At 38.2% G+C, this 18327-nt stretch carries 16 protein-coding genes; 10 read left to right on the forward strand and 6 right to left on the reverse strand.

All coding sequences use genetic code 11. The features are described 5' to 3' along the window. Positions 1-11: 11 nt before the first annotated feature. Together CLV48_RS01795 and CLV48_RS01800 are read left to right on the forward strand one after the other, a co-directional pair. On the forward strand, positions 12-887 hold the full coding sequence (locus CLV48_RS01795) for a DUF5777 family beta-barrel protein (protein WP_106566090.1): 876 nt from the start codon (positions 12-14) through the stop codon (positions 885-887). 76 nt (positions 888-963) lie between these two features. Continuing rightward, positions 964-1881, forward strand: coding sequence for a helix-turn-helix transcriptional regulator (locus CLV48_RS01800; RefSeq protein ID WP_106565519.1), 918 nt, complete (start codon positions 964-966; stop codon positions 1879-1881). A gap of 256 nt (positions 1882-2137) precedes the next feature. On the opposite strand, the gene CLV48_RS01805 is transcribed toward CLV48_RS01800, so the two are convergent. The 4 genes from CLV48_RS01805 to pxpA are packed head-to-tail and all read right to left on the reverse strand — an operon-like array spanning position 2138 to position 5984. After that, the gene (locus tag CLV48_RS01805; protein ID WP_106565520.1) at positions 2138-3652 is read right to left on the reverse strand and encodes a DUF4301 family protein; all 1515 of its coding nucleotides are present in this window, start codon (positions 3650-3652) and stop codon (positions 2138-2140) included. 34 nt (positions 3653-3686) lie between these two features. Continuing rightward, entirely contained in the window at positions 3687-4556 is an 870-nt protein-coding gene (locus CLV48_RS01810) for a 5-oxoprolinase subunit C family protein (protein ID WP_106565521.1), read from the reverse strand. Next, the gene (gene pxpB / locus CLV48_RS01815) at positions 4549-5259 is read right to left on the reverse strand and encodes a 5-oxoprolinase subunit PxpB (RefSeq protein WP_106565522.1); all 711 of its coding nucleotides are present in this window, start codon (positions 5257-5259) and stop codon (positions 4549-4551) included. Before pxpB ends, CLV48_RS01810 begins: the two co-directional genes overlap by 8 nt. 2 nt (positions 5260-5261) lie before the next feature. Beyond that, positions 5262-5984, reverse strand: coding sequence for a 5-oxoprolinase subunit PxpA (gene pxpA / locus CLV48_RS01820; RefSeq protein ID WP_106565523.1), 723 nt, complete (start codon positions 5982-5984; stop codon positions 5262-5264). A gap of 88 nt (positions 5985-6072) precedes the next feature. Here pxpA and CLV48_RS01825 point away from each other — a divergent pair, with 88 nt between their 5' ends. The 7 genes from CLV48_RS01825 (at position 6073) to CLV48_RS01855 (ending at position 15589) form a co-directional block, all read left to right on the forward strand. After that, a complete protein-coding gene (locus tag CLV48_RS01825; protein ID WP_106565524.1) occupies positions 6073-6588 on the forward strand; it encodes an acyl-CoA thioesterase in 516 nt (171 codons plus the stop codon). A gap of 371 nt (positions 6589-6959) precedes the next feature. After that, positions 6960-7541 (forward strand): DUF3244 domain-containing protein, encoded by a 582-nt coding sequence (locus tag CLV48_RS01830; protein WP_106565525.1) that lies wholly within the window; start codon positions 6960-6962, stop codon positions 7539-7541. Between the two features lie 143 nt (positions 7542-7684). Further along, positions 7685-9223 (forward strand): M20/M25/M40 family metallo-hydrolase, encoded by a 1539-nt coding sequence (locus tag CLV48_RS01835; protein WP_106565526.1) that lies wholly within the window; start codon positions 7685-7687, stop codon positions 9221-9223. Positions 9224-9398: 175 nt separating this feature from the next. Beyond that, positions 9399-10556, forward strand: a complete 1158-nt coding sequence (locus tag CLV48_RS01840) for an acyl-CoA dehydrogenase family protein (protein ID WP_106565527.1) — start codon at positions 9399-9401, stop codon at positions 10554-10556. 136 nt (positions 10557-10692) lie between these two features. Beyond that, positions 10693-12378, forward strand: coding sequence for an AMP-binding protein (locus CLV48_RS01845; protein WP_106565528.1), 1686 nt, complete (start codon positions 10693-10695; stop codon positions 12376-12378). A 220-nt stretch (positions 12379-12598) separates the two neighbouring features. After that, positions 12599-14200: a GMC family oxidoreductase gene (locus CLV48_RS01850; RefSeq protein WP_106565529.1), complete on the forward strand. Its 1602-nt coding sequence runs from the start codon at positions 12599-12601 to the stop codon at positions 14198-14200. 27 nt (positions 14201-14227) lie between these two features. After that, positions 14228-15589, forward strand: a complete 1362-nt coding sequence (locus CLV48_RS01855; RefSeq protein ID WP_106565530.1) for an AGE family epimerase/isomerase — start codon at positions 14228-14230, stop codon at positions 15587-15589. A 403-nt stretch (positions 15590-15992) separates the two neighbouring features. Here the strand turns inward: CLV48_RS01855 and CLV48_RS01860 are convergent, their stop codons facing one another. Beyond that, positions 15993-16406 (reverse strand): nuclear transport factor 2 family protein, encoded by a 414-nt coding sequence (locus tag CLV48_RS01860; RefSeq protein WP_245889453.1) that lies wholly within the window; start codon positions 16404-16406, stop codon positions 15993-15995. Then, positions 16399-16836 carry a DUF6526 family protein gene (locus tag CLV48_RS01865; RefSeq protein ID WP_106565532.1) on the reverse strand — a complete coding sequence of 146 codons (438 nt, stop codon included), beginning with the start codon at positions 16834-16836 and terminating at the stop codon, positions 16399-16401. The genes CLV48_RS01860 and CLV48_RS01865 overlap by 8 nt, the downstream gene beginning before the upstream one ends. Before the next feature lie 145 nt (positions 16837-16981). Between CLV48_RS01865 and CLV48_RS01870 the strand changes: the two genes are divergently transcribed. Further along, the gene (locus tag CLV48_RS01870; protein ID WP_211299876.1) at positions 16982-18295 is read left to right on the forward strand and encodes a polysaccharide deacetylase family protein; all 1314 of its coding nucleotides are present in this window, start codon (positions 16982-16984) and stop codon (positions 18293-18295) included. Positions 18296-18327 lie beyond the last annotated feature (32 nt).

Below are 18327 nucleotides of genomic sequence, written 5' to 3' on the forward strand. Positions count from 1 at the left end.
AAATGCTGAAAATGGATAAGAAGATATTATTGACACTATTCCTTATTTGTTGGATATCTATGTCTTTTGCCCAGTTGGAAAGAAAATTGGCCAATGAATCACAGACAGTAGATTTGATTTTTCACGCGCCAAGAAACATCAATTTGCTAACAGTGGAGCCACTTGATAACAACACCCTACATTTTTCAATCATGCATACATTTGGGACTCTTGATGGTGGCCTCCAAAATCTTTTTGGACTGGATAATGGTGCTGTAATCCAATTAAGTTTTGAATACGCATTTAACGAAAATTTTTCTTTAGGTGCTACCAGACAGAGTAGGGATAAAGTTTACAACCTTTACAGTAGGTACCACTTATTGAAGCAAACACACGATGATAAAATACCTTTCTCATTATCATTTATGGCCGGTGCCGGAGTAAATACTGCGGACTACAGGTTTTTGCAAAATGATAATCCAAGTTTTAGTGAAAGGAGCAGTTTTGCCTTTCAGGTAATGGCCGGAAGGAGATTCACGGAAAAACTAAGTCTGCAACTGTCTCCAATGATGGCTTATTTTGTTGATCCTAACCCCATTTTTTTAATTGAAGGGGATCAAAATCTATATCTGGCTCTTGGCTTCAGCGGTAAATATAAAATCAGTGGAAAAAGCTCACTGACTATGCAGTGGATTCCAAATCTGAATAATGATCTTAGAAACAATATCGGCTTTGGTATTGACCTTGAGGCTGGCGGCCATGTATTCCAGATGTATTTTGTAACCTCCCAATTGCTCAATGAGCAATATCTATTGGCTGGGGGAAATGGTGCCCCAGGAGATCAGTTTAGGTTAGGTTTTAATGTCAATAGGGTTTTTGCTACAGGAAAAAAGAAATCTACTTGGTGAAATTATAAGACATTTTGTGTCATTTGTTTTCTGAGCCAAACAGAAATTACTTATCTTTTGCCAATTGATTCACAAAATGGCAAAATCTAACAGCATAGAACAGCAGAAAATCTTACGTGTTTTCAGATTGATCAACTTACTGAGAGGAAATATCGGTAAGCCGGTTCATAAGTTGGCAGACTCATTGGATACAGATCCAAGGACAATATACAGGTATTTTAAATTATTGGAAGCATTGGGATTTGAAATCGAAAAAAAGCATTCCAAATTTAGGATAGTTGACCGAATAGAAAATCCAGAGTCTTTTTCATTTGGTACTTTCAGTGATGAAGAGATCCAATTTTTGAATCAATTAATCGGTAAATCCAGCAAGAAAAACTTATTAAAAGAATCTATACTCCAAAAAATCAACATCAGATCTGATTTTCGCCAAAGCGTAGATCAATTGTTCAATGCCAAACTTGGAATTTCAGTAGATCTTTTATCCAAAGCTATCAAGGATGAAAATCAGGTAATTTTACATGATTATTATTCTCTGAGTTCTGATTCAGTATCAGATAGGCTGATTGAACCTGTAGCATTCAACACCAATTTTGATTTCATTTATGCCCTGGAAGTAGAAAGCAAGGAGATGAAACTGTTCAAGATTGAAAGGATAGGAGAGGTGGTATTGACTTCCAAACCTTTCAAATTCCAATCCCTTCATCAACCCCTGGAGCAAGGGCTGTTTGGATTTTCAGGCAAAAGCCAGTTTCCTGTTCATCTCAAATTAAGCAAAAAAGCTTTCCAATTGATGATGGAGGAATATCCTGACGCCAAACCCTTTACCTATACCAAAAACAGAAATCAGTATTATTTTGAAGGAAAAATTCCTCAGCTTCCAGGTTTGGCAAGATTCATTTTAGGACTTCCCGGAGAAATCAAGGTTTTGGAAGGAGAGGAGTTGAAGGATTATCTTCGGGAGCAGTTAAAAAAAGCAGAGAGTTTTTTCTAAATGCATTTTTCTAGAAAATACAAAGAGGCTGTCTCCTAAGTCAATGTTTTAATTCATTGCCCAAATTTTATTTGGCGATTAATCAGTGGAACTTTGTGTCTTAGAGCCTTTGTTGCATTTTATGTCTCAAAGACTCTAAGTCACAGTAGGATTGATTCTTAAACAGATTTTTGTTTCGGTAAAAAATCTGAAAATCTATTTATAAGACAGCCTCTTTGTTATTTGCTCTAGTCGCATTACTTCAGCAATACATTTTTCAGTTCTGATGTTCATTTCTCAATAGGTCATTGACAGTTTTGACCGGATTGAAAGTAATCAAGGGAACCTCTACAAATATGGTATTCCATCCTGCCATGGAACCGTTCCATAGACCGGGTAATTCAAGGGCTTTGAGATCTCTTCCGCTCTTTGATTTTTCGGTAATAAATCCAGTTCTCATATCCCTGAATTTCAGAAGGTCGAATTTTTGGCCTTTGTAATCTTTTGTAGCACATACCAAATCCACAGGATTGAAATGGGTGGAAGACAGCAATATTTCTTTTTGTTTGCTATCTGAAAGGTCTATTTGAGCCGTTTCTGCAATCTGTAAGGAAAGTGAGCCATCATCATCTTTTACCCAAAACGGTCCACCTCCTGGTTCTCCCGTATTTTTAACCATGCCACATACCCTAAGTGGACGGTTCAGTTTTCCATGTAAATAGCAGGCCTTCTCATCCAAGCTCATGGCGTTATAATTTTCTGGTAATTTGCCATGGCAATCATGGGTATATATCGTTTCGGCGAGTTTTACGGCAGATTCATTCTTGGTAGAATCTAGGCGTATTAGGGCCTCAAAAACCTTTTCCTGAACATCAAGCAATAATGCGCCAATGGCTATTTTATAATCTTTTGTAGTTGATTTAAGGTGATCTGGAACAACATTGTCAATATTTTTGATAAAAATAATATCTCCATCTATCTCATTCAGGTTTTCCAATAGTGCTCCGTGTCCAGCCGGTCTAAAGAGTATAGAACCGTCATCTTCCACAAAAGGCGTATTGTCCATATTTACAGCAATAGTATCAGTGGATTTTTTTTGTTGGGAATAAGTAACTTCAAATTTAATACCCAATTCTTTTTCCAATTTTGGTTGTATTGATGCAACCTCTTCTTTGAACTTTGCTTCATGCTCTGGGGAGACAGTAAAATGGAGTCTGACAGTATTTCCAGACCCTAATGCATAGAGGTAACCTTCTACGAAATGCTCATAGGTAGGGGTCCGATCGTGATCTGTATAGTGATGGAATTTTAGAAGCCCCTTTGGAAGCTGTCCATATCCCAAACCTTTTTCCTCAAGCAAATAACTGATGATCAATTGGTATTGGTTGTCGCTCAATGCTTTGGCTAGGCTAGAACCGGATTTTTTGAGGCATAAATCTAAATCCATGGAAAAGGCAAATCGTTCAAGGTTTTGAATGAATTTCTGAATAAATGGACTTTTTGAAATATCCCCATCACTTTCCAGAAATGAAAAAAGGTCTTTGAACATTCGGGATGCAGCTCCACTGGCAGGAACGAATTTTACAATTTTCTTGCTGTTGATTTTTGTAGGATAGGTGTCCTGATAATATCTGATTTCAGAGTCTGAGAAAACTTTTATGCCATTACCAATGGTGGCAGCTTCTACAATTGGAAGGAAGGGGAAACCTTCCTCGAAATTTTTTAACTGTTCTATTACATTCTTAAGGGACATGCCCTGCGCTGTAATCTGCTTTTCAAGCTCCTTATTCATGGTTAAAGTGATTTTTATTTAAAACCTTAATATATCATAAAATGCTAAATTTTATTTTGTCGCCTGATCTTTTTTGACTTAAAACATTCAGGGATACATTGTCCACCTGTAAAATCCTAGGATAGCCGCCAGTGACTTGGGCATCCCGCATTAAAATAATCAAGTTTCCACCAGGGGTAAGCTGTATGGTTCCTGGATAAACCGGAGCTGTCAAAATCTGGGGTAAATCATTGGAAATCTCTTCCTTGAGTTGGTAAGCCATCCTGTTGATCAGTTCAGACACTGTAAAAGATTTTTTTAGGATGCGGTTTTGCAGCAATTTCGGCAATAAATGCCATTCGGGGCCCGGGAAAACCTGAATGAGGTGATTTCCAAACCAATCGGATCTTACCTTTGCTTTTGGTTCTACTGAGGGATAGAACCTTTCCTCTTCTGACAGGTAGCAAATGGAATCGTTTTTTTTGATTTTAAACCTTGGCGTAATTTGGGGATACCAACTTTTGCTACCGGCTATATATTCCGTTTCAAAGCCTCCTTGTATTCCCATATAAAGCCATTGACCTTTTCTGAAATTTTTGATTTTGATTACATCCTCTTCCTGGATTTCTAAGATCTGTCCATTTTTTATTGATTTTTTTTTATTCCACAAGATATCCGCCTCTGCTCCTGCAAAAACTATTCTGGTAGGCCTTTCAAAGACCATCTCGGGTCCCAGATTTGACATTTCCAGAACAGCAGATCCTTTTGGGTTTTGTAATAAAAAGTTAACCTGCTCCAGAGAATAACGGTCCATTGCCCCTGAATAAGGGATTCCATATTGGGCCAGGTTAAAACGCCCAAGATCTTGAACGCTGGTCATAAGGCCAGGTTGGATAAAATGGATATAGGAGGGTATTTTAATCATGTTTTAGCTCATATTTTCCATTCTGAACCTGAAATTTAATTTTCTTATATGTTTCCAGATCAATGACTTTGAACCGGATGGAGTCGCCAACCTGTGCAAAAACAGGTGGTTTTTTTTGAATATCGAACAGGGGTAATGGGCAGGAACCTATTGCATTCCATCCACCCGGACTTTCTTGTGGATAAATTCCCGTTTGCTGTCCTCCAATGGCTACAGTACCTTCTTGAATCAATCTTTCAGGTCTTTCTTTCCGCTTGGTGTACAAATTGGGATTTAGGCCACCTAGGTACATAAAGCCGGGCAAAAAGCCATAAAAGTGAATTGTATAGACACTTTCACTGTGCATTTGGATGATTTCTTCAGTCTTTAGTTTGTGGATTTTTGCCAGTAGTTCAAGGTCTTTTCCATATTCACCACCATACAGCACAGGAAGGGTCCATGTTTTGGTTGGATAATCATCCGGTCCAGCTGGAATCCTTTTAAACTCTTCGATTAATTCTTGGCAATCCTCTTCGGAAATCTCCTCTTGAAGCTTTAATGAAAGGGTGTGGTATCCTTTTCGGATTTCCTTAATACCTTCCCCATATTCCTTCTCCAAATATTGCTGTACCTTGATTAAAGCCTTCAAGATTTCCTCCGAAATCAAGGGAGGCCAAATAAATTCTACTAATTTGCTGTGGGTTCTAAAAAAACGTATCTCCATACTTAAAAGGTAAGGTTTTTTCTTAGGCTTTTCAATATTTCAAGAGCATTCGGATTATCGCCGTGTATGCATATGGTGTCTGCCTTTACAGGTATTTCCATCCCTTCGATAGTTTTTATCCTTCTATTTGTCACCATATTTTGCACATGCGCCAATGCCATGGATGGATCTGTAATCACAGCATTGGGATGGCTTCTGGAAACCAAACTGTAGTCTTGATGATAATTTCTGTCTGCAAAAACCTCCAACATGATAGGAATTCCTTTTTCAGTGGCAATTTTCTCAAGTATGGAGTGAGGAGGGCAATAAAGGATTATGTTTGGGAAATCAAACATCACCAAATCCACCAACATTTCTGCCAGTTCGTGGTTTTTTGCTGCCTCATTATACAAGGCACCATGTGGTTTGATATGATGCATGGAATAATTCAGGTCATTGGTGATTTTTAGGAAACTGGATATTTGTTTAAATAAGCTTTCTTTAAGACTGACGGTAGAAATGTCTAAGACCAACCTGCCGAAATTTTCCCGATCTGGATAAGAAGGATGAGCACCAACCTTTACCTTGTATTTTTTGGCTATTGAAATTGTAGCTGCCATACTTTCCTTATCACCGGCATGACCTCCACATGCTATATTGCAGCTTTGAATCAATGGCATGATTAAGACATCATTATCCAAACCCTCCCCTAAGTCACAATTGAAATTTAGATTTAATTTGTCCATCAAATGCTAATTTATCCAATAGCTTGGAATTTTGAATTCTAAATCGAATCTTTTAATTTGAATTACATTAGTTAAAATTTATCCAGCCATGTTTGAATACAATCCGGAAAAACATTATTCCAAAGAGACTGAAAGTAGGGTAGTAATCCGATTTCAGGACTGTGATCCACTTCAGCATCTTAACAATGCCAAATACTTTGACTATTTTTTCAATGCAAGAGAAGATCAGGTTCCCAAACTCTATGGCTTGGAAATGATAGATATGATCCATAAATACAAAGCAGCATGGGTAGTGTACAACCACAATATTTCCTATGTCCGGCCAGCAAGGGTGGGGGAATGGGTTCGTATCATGAGCCGGCTACTATGGTTTAACCACAATACTGTTGTTCTCGAGTATTACATGACAGATGATTCCAAAAAAGAACTTAAAACAGTCCTTTGGACGACCATGCGTTATGTGACCATCAAAGAAGGAAAATCAACTGAGCATTCTGGAGCTGTTTTGGATTTTCTAAAAGCCACATCAGAAAATCTGGATATCTCCAATATGACCATTACGGATAGGGTTAAGTCTCTGAAACAAAAACTCTTGGAGATATAAATTGACCGTATTAATACAGAACCTGTGCGGTAGCGTACAGGTTATTTTTTTAAGGTTCATTTTTTTATTGGGACTTTAGAAAAAGTAAAATTTTTTTTCAAAAAAATTCACAGAGATCATGCAACCTTTAATGTTCCTGGAAATTTAAGTACTGGCTGATAAATTGTATGGTTAATGAACACTTTTATTGAGCGTTGTTCGCTCATGCTACAATTTTTTCAATAATCCTTCATGGATTTTAATGCCCCTTTTAAGTTCCAAATCCCTCATGAGATGAATTTTTGCCCTAAGTCAAGGCATGTGGAAAATTATTTTTTTGAATTGGTACAGATGATGGGTATAAGAAAGTACCAACTTAAATAACCACAAATATGAAAAAGATTTTAACAATGGCATTGATCGCTACACTAGGCATGAGCGGTATGGCCTTCGCAGCAAACGAAAGTGTTGAAGCATTGACAGAAGTCAGTAATAGCAACAACAGAATTAAGGTAATCCTAAAAGAAGGATTGGGTAAAGTTAATTTAGTAGTCTCAGATCTTGAGGGGAAAAAACTTCATCAACAAACTATTTTTGTAAAAAATGATGTGATGGTTCCTTATAACTTGTCTGAACTTCCAGTAGGAAAGTATCAATTGAAAGTTGAATCAGCTTCTAAAGGATTGAATTCTGATGTAGCCATTTATGAAGTTGAGAGAAAGCTGACAAAAGAGGAATTACCCTTAATGGCCTACAGGAAGGATTTGGATCAGGATTCTTTCAAACTGACAGTTATAGGTCTTGAAGAACCGGGAGTCACCGTGGAACTTAAAGACAAAAGGGGAAATATGATTTTTGAAGAAAAAATTATGGAAAAAGGAGCATTCTCAAAAATTTATTCCATGAAAAACATGAAAGCTGATGAAGTTTCCGTTCATGTGACAGATTTTAGAGGAAGGAGCAAGGCCTTTTAATTTTCTCATAAACTATAATAATTACTATACCCCGGCCAAATGCCGGGGTATTTTTTTGAGGTCTTTTATACCAACGGCATGAATTCTTTGAGTTAGTTTTAGATTTTTGGGATCATAAGCTGATTAAACTAAATGTATGTAATATGAGGAGTATAAAATTTAAAATTCCGGCTTTTGTTTTTCTGTGGATTGTAATAGTTTCTATTTCTTGGGCACAGGAAAAATTGGACCTGGATATGGTTTACCGTATTAAAACCGAAGGTATTGGTAATTCCCAAATTCAGGACCTTTCTTTTTATTTAACGGATTTTTTGGGACCTAGGCTTTCAGGTTCCACCAATTTGAGAAATTCCAGAAATTGGACTGCTGAAAAGTTCAAAGAATGGGGTCTTAGCAATGTCAGAATTGATTCTTATGGGGATTTTGGAAGAGGTTGGAATGTGAAGAAATCCTACATTGCCATGAAGGCACCTTATTATGCACAGATCATAGGCTATCCAAAAGCATGGACTAATGGAACCAATGGTTTTATTGAAGAAGAAGTTATGCTCTTGGAAATCAATACAGATGCAGATTTTGAGAAATACAAGGGCAAATTGAAAGGAAAAGTAGTCATGACACCAGCCAATCTGGAAAGCAATCCGGCCTTTGAACCGGAAGCCAGAAGGTTGACCGAATCTGATTTAGAGGACAGAAAAAATATTACAATTGGAGGGAGAACTGGAAGGTATACACCTGAGATGCTTGCCCAGCTTCGGGCGCAACGTTCCCTTGACCAAATGCTCAATGAGTTTTTATTGGCTGAAGGGGTTGGACTTAGAATAACTGGTACCAGGGGAAATTTTGGAACAGTTTTTCACACCAGGGCAGGATCTTATAGTACTGAGAAAGTTCCAACCGTACCAGAGCTTGAAATTGCTTCAGAGCATTATGGCAGGATTTATAGATTAATCAAAAAAGGAATACCTGTGAAAATTGAAGCCGAGGTAGAGGTGGAATGGTTGGATGATGATTATAAGGGATATAATGTTTTGGCCGAGATACCAGGCACAGATAAAAATCTTCGCTCTGAAATAGTCCTTTTAGGAGCTCATTTAGATAGCTGGCATGCCGGTACAGGCGGGAACGATAATGCCGCTGGTGTTGCAGTGATGATGGAAGCCATTAGGATTTTGAAGGCTTTGGGAATACAGCCAAAGAGAACTATCCGAATAGCTCTTTGGGGTGAAGAGGAACAAGGACTCTATGGATCAAGAGGATATGTTCAGAAATATGTTGCAGATAGAAACAGCAAAGAGAAAAAAGCAGAATGGGATAAGATTTCCGCTTATTATAATCTGGACAACGGTTCTGGAAAAATCCGTGGAATTTACTTGGAAGGAAATGATATGTTAGTTCCAATCTTCGAGGAATGGTTCAAACCTTTCCATGAAATGGGAGCCAAAACTATAACCAGAAGGAATACAGGATCAACGGACCATGTTCCTTTTGATGCAGTGGGAATACCTGGTTTCCAATTTATCCAAGATCCTATTGATTACGGAAGAGGATACCATACCAATATGGATGTTTATGAAAGGATGCAGTTTTCTGATATGACCCAAGCTGCTGTAATCATTGCTGCAATTGTGTATCATACTGCACAAAGGGAAGAGAAATTGCCAAGGAAACCTTGGAATTGATAGCTTAATTCAAATAAAAAAAAGGGGAGAGGTTCCCCTTTTTCTTTTCTTTTATTTTTTAGCTTCCAAATTTTTATTGGTATAACAGGATGTTATTTTTAATTTTATCCCAAACTTTATCCATATCCGGTTGGTCAACAGGATTTAATTTTGAATTGATATAAACCCAAATAAAATGTATTCTGTAATCCGTACAATATTCAATGAGGAACATGAGATGTTCCGTCAATCTTTAAAAGATTTCATTGCCAAAGAAATCACTCCCCACAATGCTGAATGGGAAAAAAATAAAATGGTTTCCCGTGAATCATGGAAAAAACTGGGTGAAAACGGTTTCCTATGTATACAAGCTCCTGAAGAATATGGTGGATTGGATATTCATGATTTTAGGTATAACGCCATTTTTGTAGAAGAATTAGGTTTAAGTGGATGTTCGGGACCTGCGATTGGCTATCCACTCCACAATGATATTGTTTTTCCTTATATCCTTCATTATGGTACTGAGGCCGCCAAAAAGAAATACATTCCAGGTATGATCAACGGTGATCTTATTTCTGCAGTGGCCATGACAGAACCAGGAGCAGGAAGTGACCTTCAGGCTATTCGTTCTACTGCTGTGGACAAAGGAGACCACTATGTTATTAATGGTTCAAAAACTTTCATTACCAATGGTTTTCTGGCCGATGTTGTTGTAGTAGCAGCTAAAACCGATCCTACCCAGGGAGCAAAGGGAATCAGTTTATTCATTGTAGATAAGAATATGGAAGGATTTTCTAAAGGTGTTCCTTTTGATAAAGTAGGATTGCATGCACAGGATACCTGTGAGCTTTTCTTTGAAGATGTAAGTGTTCCGAAGGAGAATCTTTTAGGCAATATAGGTGAAGGATTTAAATATTTGATGACCGAACTTGCCCAAGAAAGGTTAATTGTAGGTTTAGCGGCTGTGGCCTTGGCAGAATCTGCATTCCTTTCCACACTGGATTACGTTCAGCAGCGGAAAGCATTTGGAAAAAGCATTTCTGATTTTCAAAATACCAGGTTCAAATTGGCAGAGATGGGAGCTAAATTGGAACAGGGAAGGATTTATGCCGATCAATTGGTCATGCTCCACAATGACAAAAAAGTGGATTCTGCAATGGCTTCATCAGCCAAATACCTTTTGACCGAACTTCAGTGCTGGGTATCAGATGAGTGTGTTCAGCTCCATGGTGGTTATGGTTACATGTGGGAATATCCAGTTGCAAGGGCTTTTGCAGACGCAAGAGTTCAAAGAATTTATGCTGGTACCAACGAAATTATGAAGGAATTGATCGTTAGAAAATTATTAAGCTAAATAGCTGTTTGATTGTTTTAAAAACCACTTTTCAAGTCATGGAAAGTGGTTTTTTGTTTTTTGAAACAAACAATTATGCTTTATATTTAGTCCAGTTAATAACATTGAATCCAAAATCAACCTAAAATAAAAGCTTATGCATAATTTTCCCTGGTTTAAATTTTACCCATCTGAAGTAGATCCCGAAGTAAATGTGTCAGCCTACAGTTCTGTGGTTAACCTTTTTGAAGAGAGCGTTAAAAAATTTGGCAATGCCATTGCATATGAATGCATGGGCAAAACTATCACATTTAATGAAGTGGATACCCTTTCCAAAAAATTCGCCTCGTATCTTCAAAATGAGCTGAATATGAAAAAGGGGGACAGAGTTGCCATTCAAATGCCAAACTGTCTTCAATATCCTGTGGCTTTATTTGGAACATTGAGGGCAGGAATGGTGGTAGTTAACACCAACCCCCTGTATACACCCAGGGAAATGAAGCATCAGTTTGAAGATGCCGGGGTGGATGCCATAGTTATAGTAGCCAATTTTGCCAACAACTTGGAAAAAATCAGACATGAGATCCCCGCTAAACATGTAATAATAACTGAACTTGGGGATATGTTGGGTGGCTTGAAAGGAAGCATTGTGAATTTTGTGGTCAAATACATAAAAAAAATGGTTCCTGCTTATAACCTTCCAAGAGCAATTTCTTGGAAAAGTATGATGGCAGCGGCAAATGCCTCCAAATTCAAGAGAACTGAAATGACTTTGGCTGATACTGCATTCCTTCAATATACAGGAGGTACTACCGGAGTTTCAAAAGGTGCTGAACTTACCCATGGTAATATTGTAGCAAATATGCAGCAAATATCTGCTTGGATGAAGCCCAAATTAAAAGAAAGCGAAGAAATTGTTATTACAGCTTTGCCGCTTTACCACATTTTTGCACTAACAGTCAATTGCCTTGCAATGATGAAAATTGGAGCTCATAACGTTTTGATAACCAATCCTAGAGATATGCCTGGCTTCATCAAAGAATTAAAAAATCATAAGTTTACAGTAATTACAGGTGTCAATACCTTGTTCAATGGACTACTCAATCAGGAGGCATTTGCAAAAATTGATTTCAGTACCTTGAAAATAGCAGTAGGTGGCGGTATGGCGGTACAGAAAGCCACTGCTGAAAAATGGGAGAAAGTGACCGGAACACCTCTTGCTGAAGGTTATGGGCTTACTGAGACTTCCCCTGTAGCTGTATGTAACCCCATCGATGGAACCGAAAGGATAGGCACCATTGGTATTCCAATCCCGAATACAGATGTGAAAGTTATTGATGATAATGGGAATGATCTTCCTGCAGGGGAAAAAGGTGAACTTTGTATCAAGGGACCCCAGGTAATGAGGGGATATTGGAATAGGCCGGACGAGACTGCAAAAGTTATGGATGGGGAATGGTTCAAAACCGGTGATATTGCTGTTATCGATGAGGATGGATTTGTGAAAATAGTTGACAGGAAGAAAGAAATGATTCTTGTCTCAGGTTTCAATGTTTATCCCAATGAAGTAGAGAATGCAATTGCGATGCATCCCAAAGTACTTGAAACAGGAGTGATTGGAATGCCGGATGATAAATCTACTGAAAAGGTAGTAGCTTATGTCGTGCCTAAAGACAAATCTGTCACTGCAGAGGAAATTATAGCACATTGCCGAAATGAGCTGACCAATTACAAAGTCCCAAGAGAAGTTTACTTTGCAGAAGAATTACCAAAAACAAATGTTGGAAAAATTCTAAGAAGGAAAATCAAGGAAATGCACGAAAAATCAATTGGAAAGGGATAAATCCCTAAGGCTAAATATTTCTTGACAAAATTAATTTCAATTTGTGTCGCGTTTTAATGCCCTATGATCTTATTTTCATGGGGCATTTTTTTGTTTACAAAATTACCAAATAGGTACATTTTTGGCTTTTTGACCAATTTTAAGGAGATAATAATAAGGTATTGGTAAATAAATCCATTCATTATCACTATTTTAAGTGTGTCTAAACCAATTTGTCCTTATGATTTTTGACTTTATCATTATCGGTGCCGGTTCAGCAGGCTGCGTGCTGGCTAATAGGCTTTCCGAGAACCCAAGGCATACTGTTTTATTGATAGAAGCCGGTGAGAAAGATTCCAAACCGGAGATACAAATCCCTGGAGCTTATTCCCAATTAAACCGTTCTGATGTGGATTGGGCATTTTGGACAGAGCCTCAATCAGTACTAGGAGGCAGAAAACTTTATATTCCCCGAGGAAAAGTATTGGGAGGAAGCAGCAGTACAAATGCTATGGCCTATGTTAGGGGAAACAGTGAAGATTTCAATGAATGGGCTGCTCTTGGAAATTCAGGTTGGTCTTACGATGAAGTATTGCCATACTTTATCAAATCAGAACATAATGAAGACTTTCAAGGTAAATATTATGGCAAAAATGGCCCTCTTCATGTGGCTTATTCCAGGCAGCCCCATCCCTTAGGAAAGGTCTTTATTCAAGCCTGTGAAGAGCAAGGGATACCACATAATGAAGAATATAACGGTGCTGAACAGTTTGGAACTTCCATGCTTCAGTTTACCATCAAAAATAATATAAGGCACAGCACCGCGGCAGCATACCTAAAGCCTGTTCTCAACAGAAAAAACCTAACAGTCAAAACCTCAACACATGTTTCGAGAATTCTTCTTGAAAACAAAAAGGCTATAGGAGTTGAAGTGATATTGAAAAATGGAACAAAGAAAGTTTATACCTGTAATAAAGAAATTATACTCAGTGCTGGCGCCATCCAATCTCCTCAGATTTTGATGCTTTCAGGAATTGGAGATGAACCTTACCTCAAATCCTTGGGAATTGAAAGTAGACATCACCTTCCTGGTGTGGGTCAAAATTTGATTGATCATGTATGGTCCGGCCTTACGGCATGGGTAAATGTACCTACCAATAATGATGTACTCAGGCCGATGAATAAAATTTTGGCATTACTCCAACATTTACTATTCAAAAAAGGCCCATTGGGAAACAGCCCTTTGACTGCCAATGCATTTCTGGCAAGTAATGGAGCGCTGAAGAGGCCTGACCTTCAGTTTCATTTTGCTCCTTCAGGTGTCAAAGAGGATTACAGTACGGATATTCATGATATAGCAACCTATCCCCATAAAAGCGGAATAGGGATAATGGTTATCCTGATCAGGCCCGAAAGCAGGGGATTTGTTGGCTTAAGGTCTTCAGATGCCTTAGATGCACCACTCATTCAGCCCAATTTTCTTTCGGATAAAAGGGACCTAGAAGTGCTTAAAAATGGTCTGCTAAAAGCCAAAGATGTTTTGGAATCCAAACATTTTTTTAAATATCATCAAGGTAAAATTGCCTTTCCCTATAAGTTTGATGAAGAAAGTTTGGAAGAGCATATTAAAAAGAGCCTTGAAACGCTCTATCATCCTGTTGGTACCTGTAAAATGGGAAAGGATAAAATGGCAGTAGTGGATAACCGATTGAAAGTCCATGGAATTGAAAACTTGAGAGTAGCTGATGCTTCGATTATGCCAAGTATCATTTCGGGCAATACCAATGCAGCCTGCATCATGATAGGTGAAAAATCTGCAGCTATGATATTAGAAGACCAGTGATTAATTTATATACCTAATGCATATCAAATGAAAAAATTCCTAGTCCTCCCCTTGATTCTAACCGTTTTATCTATAAACGGATGTAATGCGCCCAAGAAAACTGAATCAGAATACAAACAGCTGAAAACAGAATTTGAAACTTCTTTAAAGGAAAATTTATTGGATACTTGGTATCCAAAAGCTGTAGATTGGGAATCAGGTGGGTATTTCAGTGATTTCACTTATGATTTTCAATTGAAAGAAAGTTCTCAGGAGAAAATGATTGTCACGCAGGCCAGGCACCTTTGGTCCAATTCCAAAGCATCTCTTAGGTATCCAGAGGAGGAGCATTTTAAATTTGGGGCAGAACATGGATTTAAGTTCCTAAAGGAAATAATGTGGGATAAAGAAAATGGTGGCTTCTTTCAATTGGTAGATAGGAACGGAAACCCTTTATTGGAAAAATCTCCTTTGAAAACAGCATATGGTATGAGCTTTGGCATATATGCCCTTGCAGCATATTTTGAAGCTACAGGTGACTCAGCCGGTCTTGATTTGGCAATTGAAGCATTCCACTGGTTGGAGAGTCATAGTCATGACCCAATACACAAAGGATATTTCCAGCACTTGGATCAAAAAGGGAATAGGATTCTGAGATCTGAAGATACCCCTTCCACCTCGGATTTGGGTTACAAGGACCAAAATAGCAGTATTCATCTTTTGGAGGCATTCACAGAACTATATCATGTTTGGAAAGATCCTTTGTTGAAAGAAAGGCTTGAAGAGATGCTCTTATTGGTTAGAGATGTAATACCAAATGAAAGGGGATACTTGGTCCTGTTTTTTGAGCATGATTGGACTCCGGTATCATTTATGCAATTTGATCGGGAAACTGTTCTTCGTCATAAGAGTTTGGACCATGTTTCTTTTGGTCATGATGTTGAAACTGGCTTTCTACTTTTAGAAAGTGCCCATGCGTTAGGTTGGGGAGATGATCCAAAAACTCTTGCTCAATCCAAGAAAATGATTGACCATGCGCTTAATTTTGGCTGGGATGTTGAAACAGGAGGGTTCTATGACGAGGGTTATTATTTTTTGGGCAAAGAAACTCCTGAAATCATTAAAGATTCTAAGAACTGGTGGGCTCAGGCAGAAGGGATGAATGCACTTTTGGTGATGTCAACTTATTTTCCAGATGATCCTATGGATTATTTTGGCAAATTCCGCCAGCATTGGGATTTTATTCAGAAATTCCTAATTGATCATGACCACGGAGATTGGTATCCGGGTAGTATCGATAAACAACCTCAAATGAAAACGGCCGATAAAGGCCATATCTGGAAAGCCAATTATCATCAGTTTCGGGCAATGGCACATACCATAAAAGTCTTGGGTGATCTTCAGGAGTGATTTGAAAAACTTGGAAATTTGTGAAATTAGTGTGATTCTTGCCTGAATCAGGCAGGAGTGGGTTCTTCATTTGTGTTCATCATCACCCATCGGTAGTTCCTGCTCGAAAATCGTGTCAATTCATGAGCGTTGAGCTCATGTTTTTTTAATTCATTATCTCATGACCGGTTCCTAAAAAATCATGGATCAAATCTTCATTTCAGTGCTCATATTAGAAAATATTATGTGAAATTAATGACTTCTTTATCACACAACGGTGTTTCAATCCCCCAGACTTCTACTATAATTACTGCCCTAAGCCCCAGCGCCAATTGCCTTACGTACTTCCATATTTCCAATTTTAACCTTTTTCCCTGGCTCTTATTCCAGCCTTTATATCCGTACCTGAACTCTTCTTCTTAGACTATTGCCCATCCCTGATAAAATACACTTCAGCAATTTTTCCCTCTTTGATTTTGTAAATGGCAATTGCTTTTATGGGGGGCTCTTCTTTACTGATAGTCACCTCTTCCTGATCGATTACGGTATTTCCCATCACCATCCGGTTAACCAATTTACAATGCAAATCAGGCGTACGGGAAAACATACGACCATAAAGACCGTACATTTCATCTCGGCCCTGATAAAGCAATTGATCTGGGAAGTTGAACACCTTCACATCATCTGCATAAGGAATTACAAAGGCTTCAATATCCCGGTTGTTGTACGCGTCTAACTGCTCCTGGGCCAGTCTTTCCGCAATTTTTTCTATATTTTCCTGAGCAGTCACAGTTCCGATGATTAATAAAAACAAAGCACAAATTAAATATCTAAACACGTCTTCTGTCCTCCTGCCAGTTTTCGATAGATTTTTTGATTTCTTTGGACCGCATACCTTCCTTAATAGCCCTTTCGATCAAATGTAGTAATTCCTTGTCCCCAGCAAAGCGTAAAGCAACGATTTGGGATAAACGTAACTTTCTTTCTTTTTCGCGGAAAGAAGTACCTGTTAACTCAAAATATCGCTGCCGCATTTCCATTCTAATTATTCGATCTTGATTTTTAAGCGCATAAATCCTCGTAAGTATAGGGATCAAAAATAGGATAACTGCTCCTGTAAATTGATAAATTTGCTCTTCTAATCCAATACCAGTCGATAATGCAGAAAATAGATTTATTATTGACCAGATCAGATACAACAAGGTCAAAGGTGTAATTACAAAGTGATGAAAGGGATAATAACGGGAATGGTTTTTATAATTCTGCATAAGCAATAAATAGTTTTCAATCTCAATTTAAATCAAAACTCTCCATCTGTCAAAAAGATTACAAATAGGGCTAATTTTTTTATAATTTCAAGAATTTAAAGATTCACCTTCAAAAATAAATGCTCACCCTTAACGGCCAAAGATTATGAAATCCTTTATCCAGCTGTTCTTAATAATGCTATTCCCTTTTACACTTGCTGCCCAAGAACTCAAATTCTCAACCGAAATCCTCAAATGGCCAAATGGTAAGAAGGCAGCCATTTCCATGACTTATGATGATGGAACCTATAATCAGTTTAAAATAGCGCTTCCCATCATGGAAGAATTTGATATGAGGGGTACATTTTATATCAACACAGGAGAAATACCAGGGCATAAACAGGAAGCCCGATTTTTGGGAAGGAATCCTATGGAAATTATCTCCGAAACTGCTCAAATACCCACTTCTGAGGAAAATCTATTTGAAAGAGCGAGTTTAATCCGGTTTTTAGATATGCCTGGAGCCGTTTCCTATCATGATAGGGCAGGGGCGGCATTTGAGCAGGGTAGAAAGGAAACAGCCTTTCAGTTGATCGATGAAGGATTTGCAAAGGCAAGGGAATGGAATGTTACAAAATTGAAAGCGCCTCAGATCATCGACGGACCTATGATTGGCTGGGAAGAACTGAAAACCTATGCAGCAAGGGGTCATGAATTTGGAGTCCATACCATTTCCCATCCCAGGTTGGCGGTATTGGATGAAGAAAACCTGTTGTTTGAACTGGAAAAATGTGCAGAAGATATAGAAAGGGAACTTGGAAGAAAATTTTTGTTTTCAGCTGAGTGCCCCTTTGGGACTGAAAATGAAAGGGTAATGGAATATGCTTTACACTTGTTTCCCGCTACCCGAAACAGGATGCCTGAAACTTGGCTGGAAGAAATCAACAGGTCTGGAAGATTTGATCCCAAAAATGACTATGGTACTGAATATGTACAATGGCAGCGTGGGCCATTATCCCAAACGAGTCCAGAACTGATGAATTCTTGGGTGGATGACATTTTGACTAGGGATGACACTTGGCTGGTATTGGTATTTCATGGAATAGAAGGAATTGGATGGGAGGCGATACCTGAGTCACGGATCAAGGATTATTTCCAATATATTGCCTCCAAATCAGAGGATTTATGGGTATCCACTTTTGCTGATGTAACCAAATATTTGAGACAAAGAATGTCCTCAAAGATTCAATTAAAAGCAAGCCCTGGATCTTTGGAAATTAGTCTTCAATCCAACCTTGATCCTTACTGGTATGATCAAGTTTTGTATTTAAAGACTTATTTACCAGATTCTTGGACAAATGTACAAATATTACAGGGAGGGGAATTAAGTGGATTTGAATTGGGAAAGGATGTGAATGGGAAGTTTGTTTCTTACCCTTATTTTCCCCAAAAGGGAAATGTTATAATTCATTCCCAGTAACAAGGGTTTTTGGAATGAGAGCTTAGAATTTC

The organism is Cecembia rubra, assembly GCF_003014575.1.
GTDB lineage: Bacteria > Bacteroidota > Bacteroidia > Cytophagales > Cyclobacteriaceae > Cecembia_A > Cecembia_A rubra.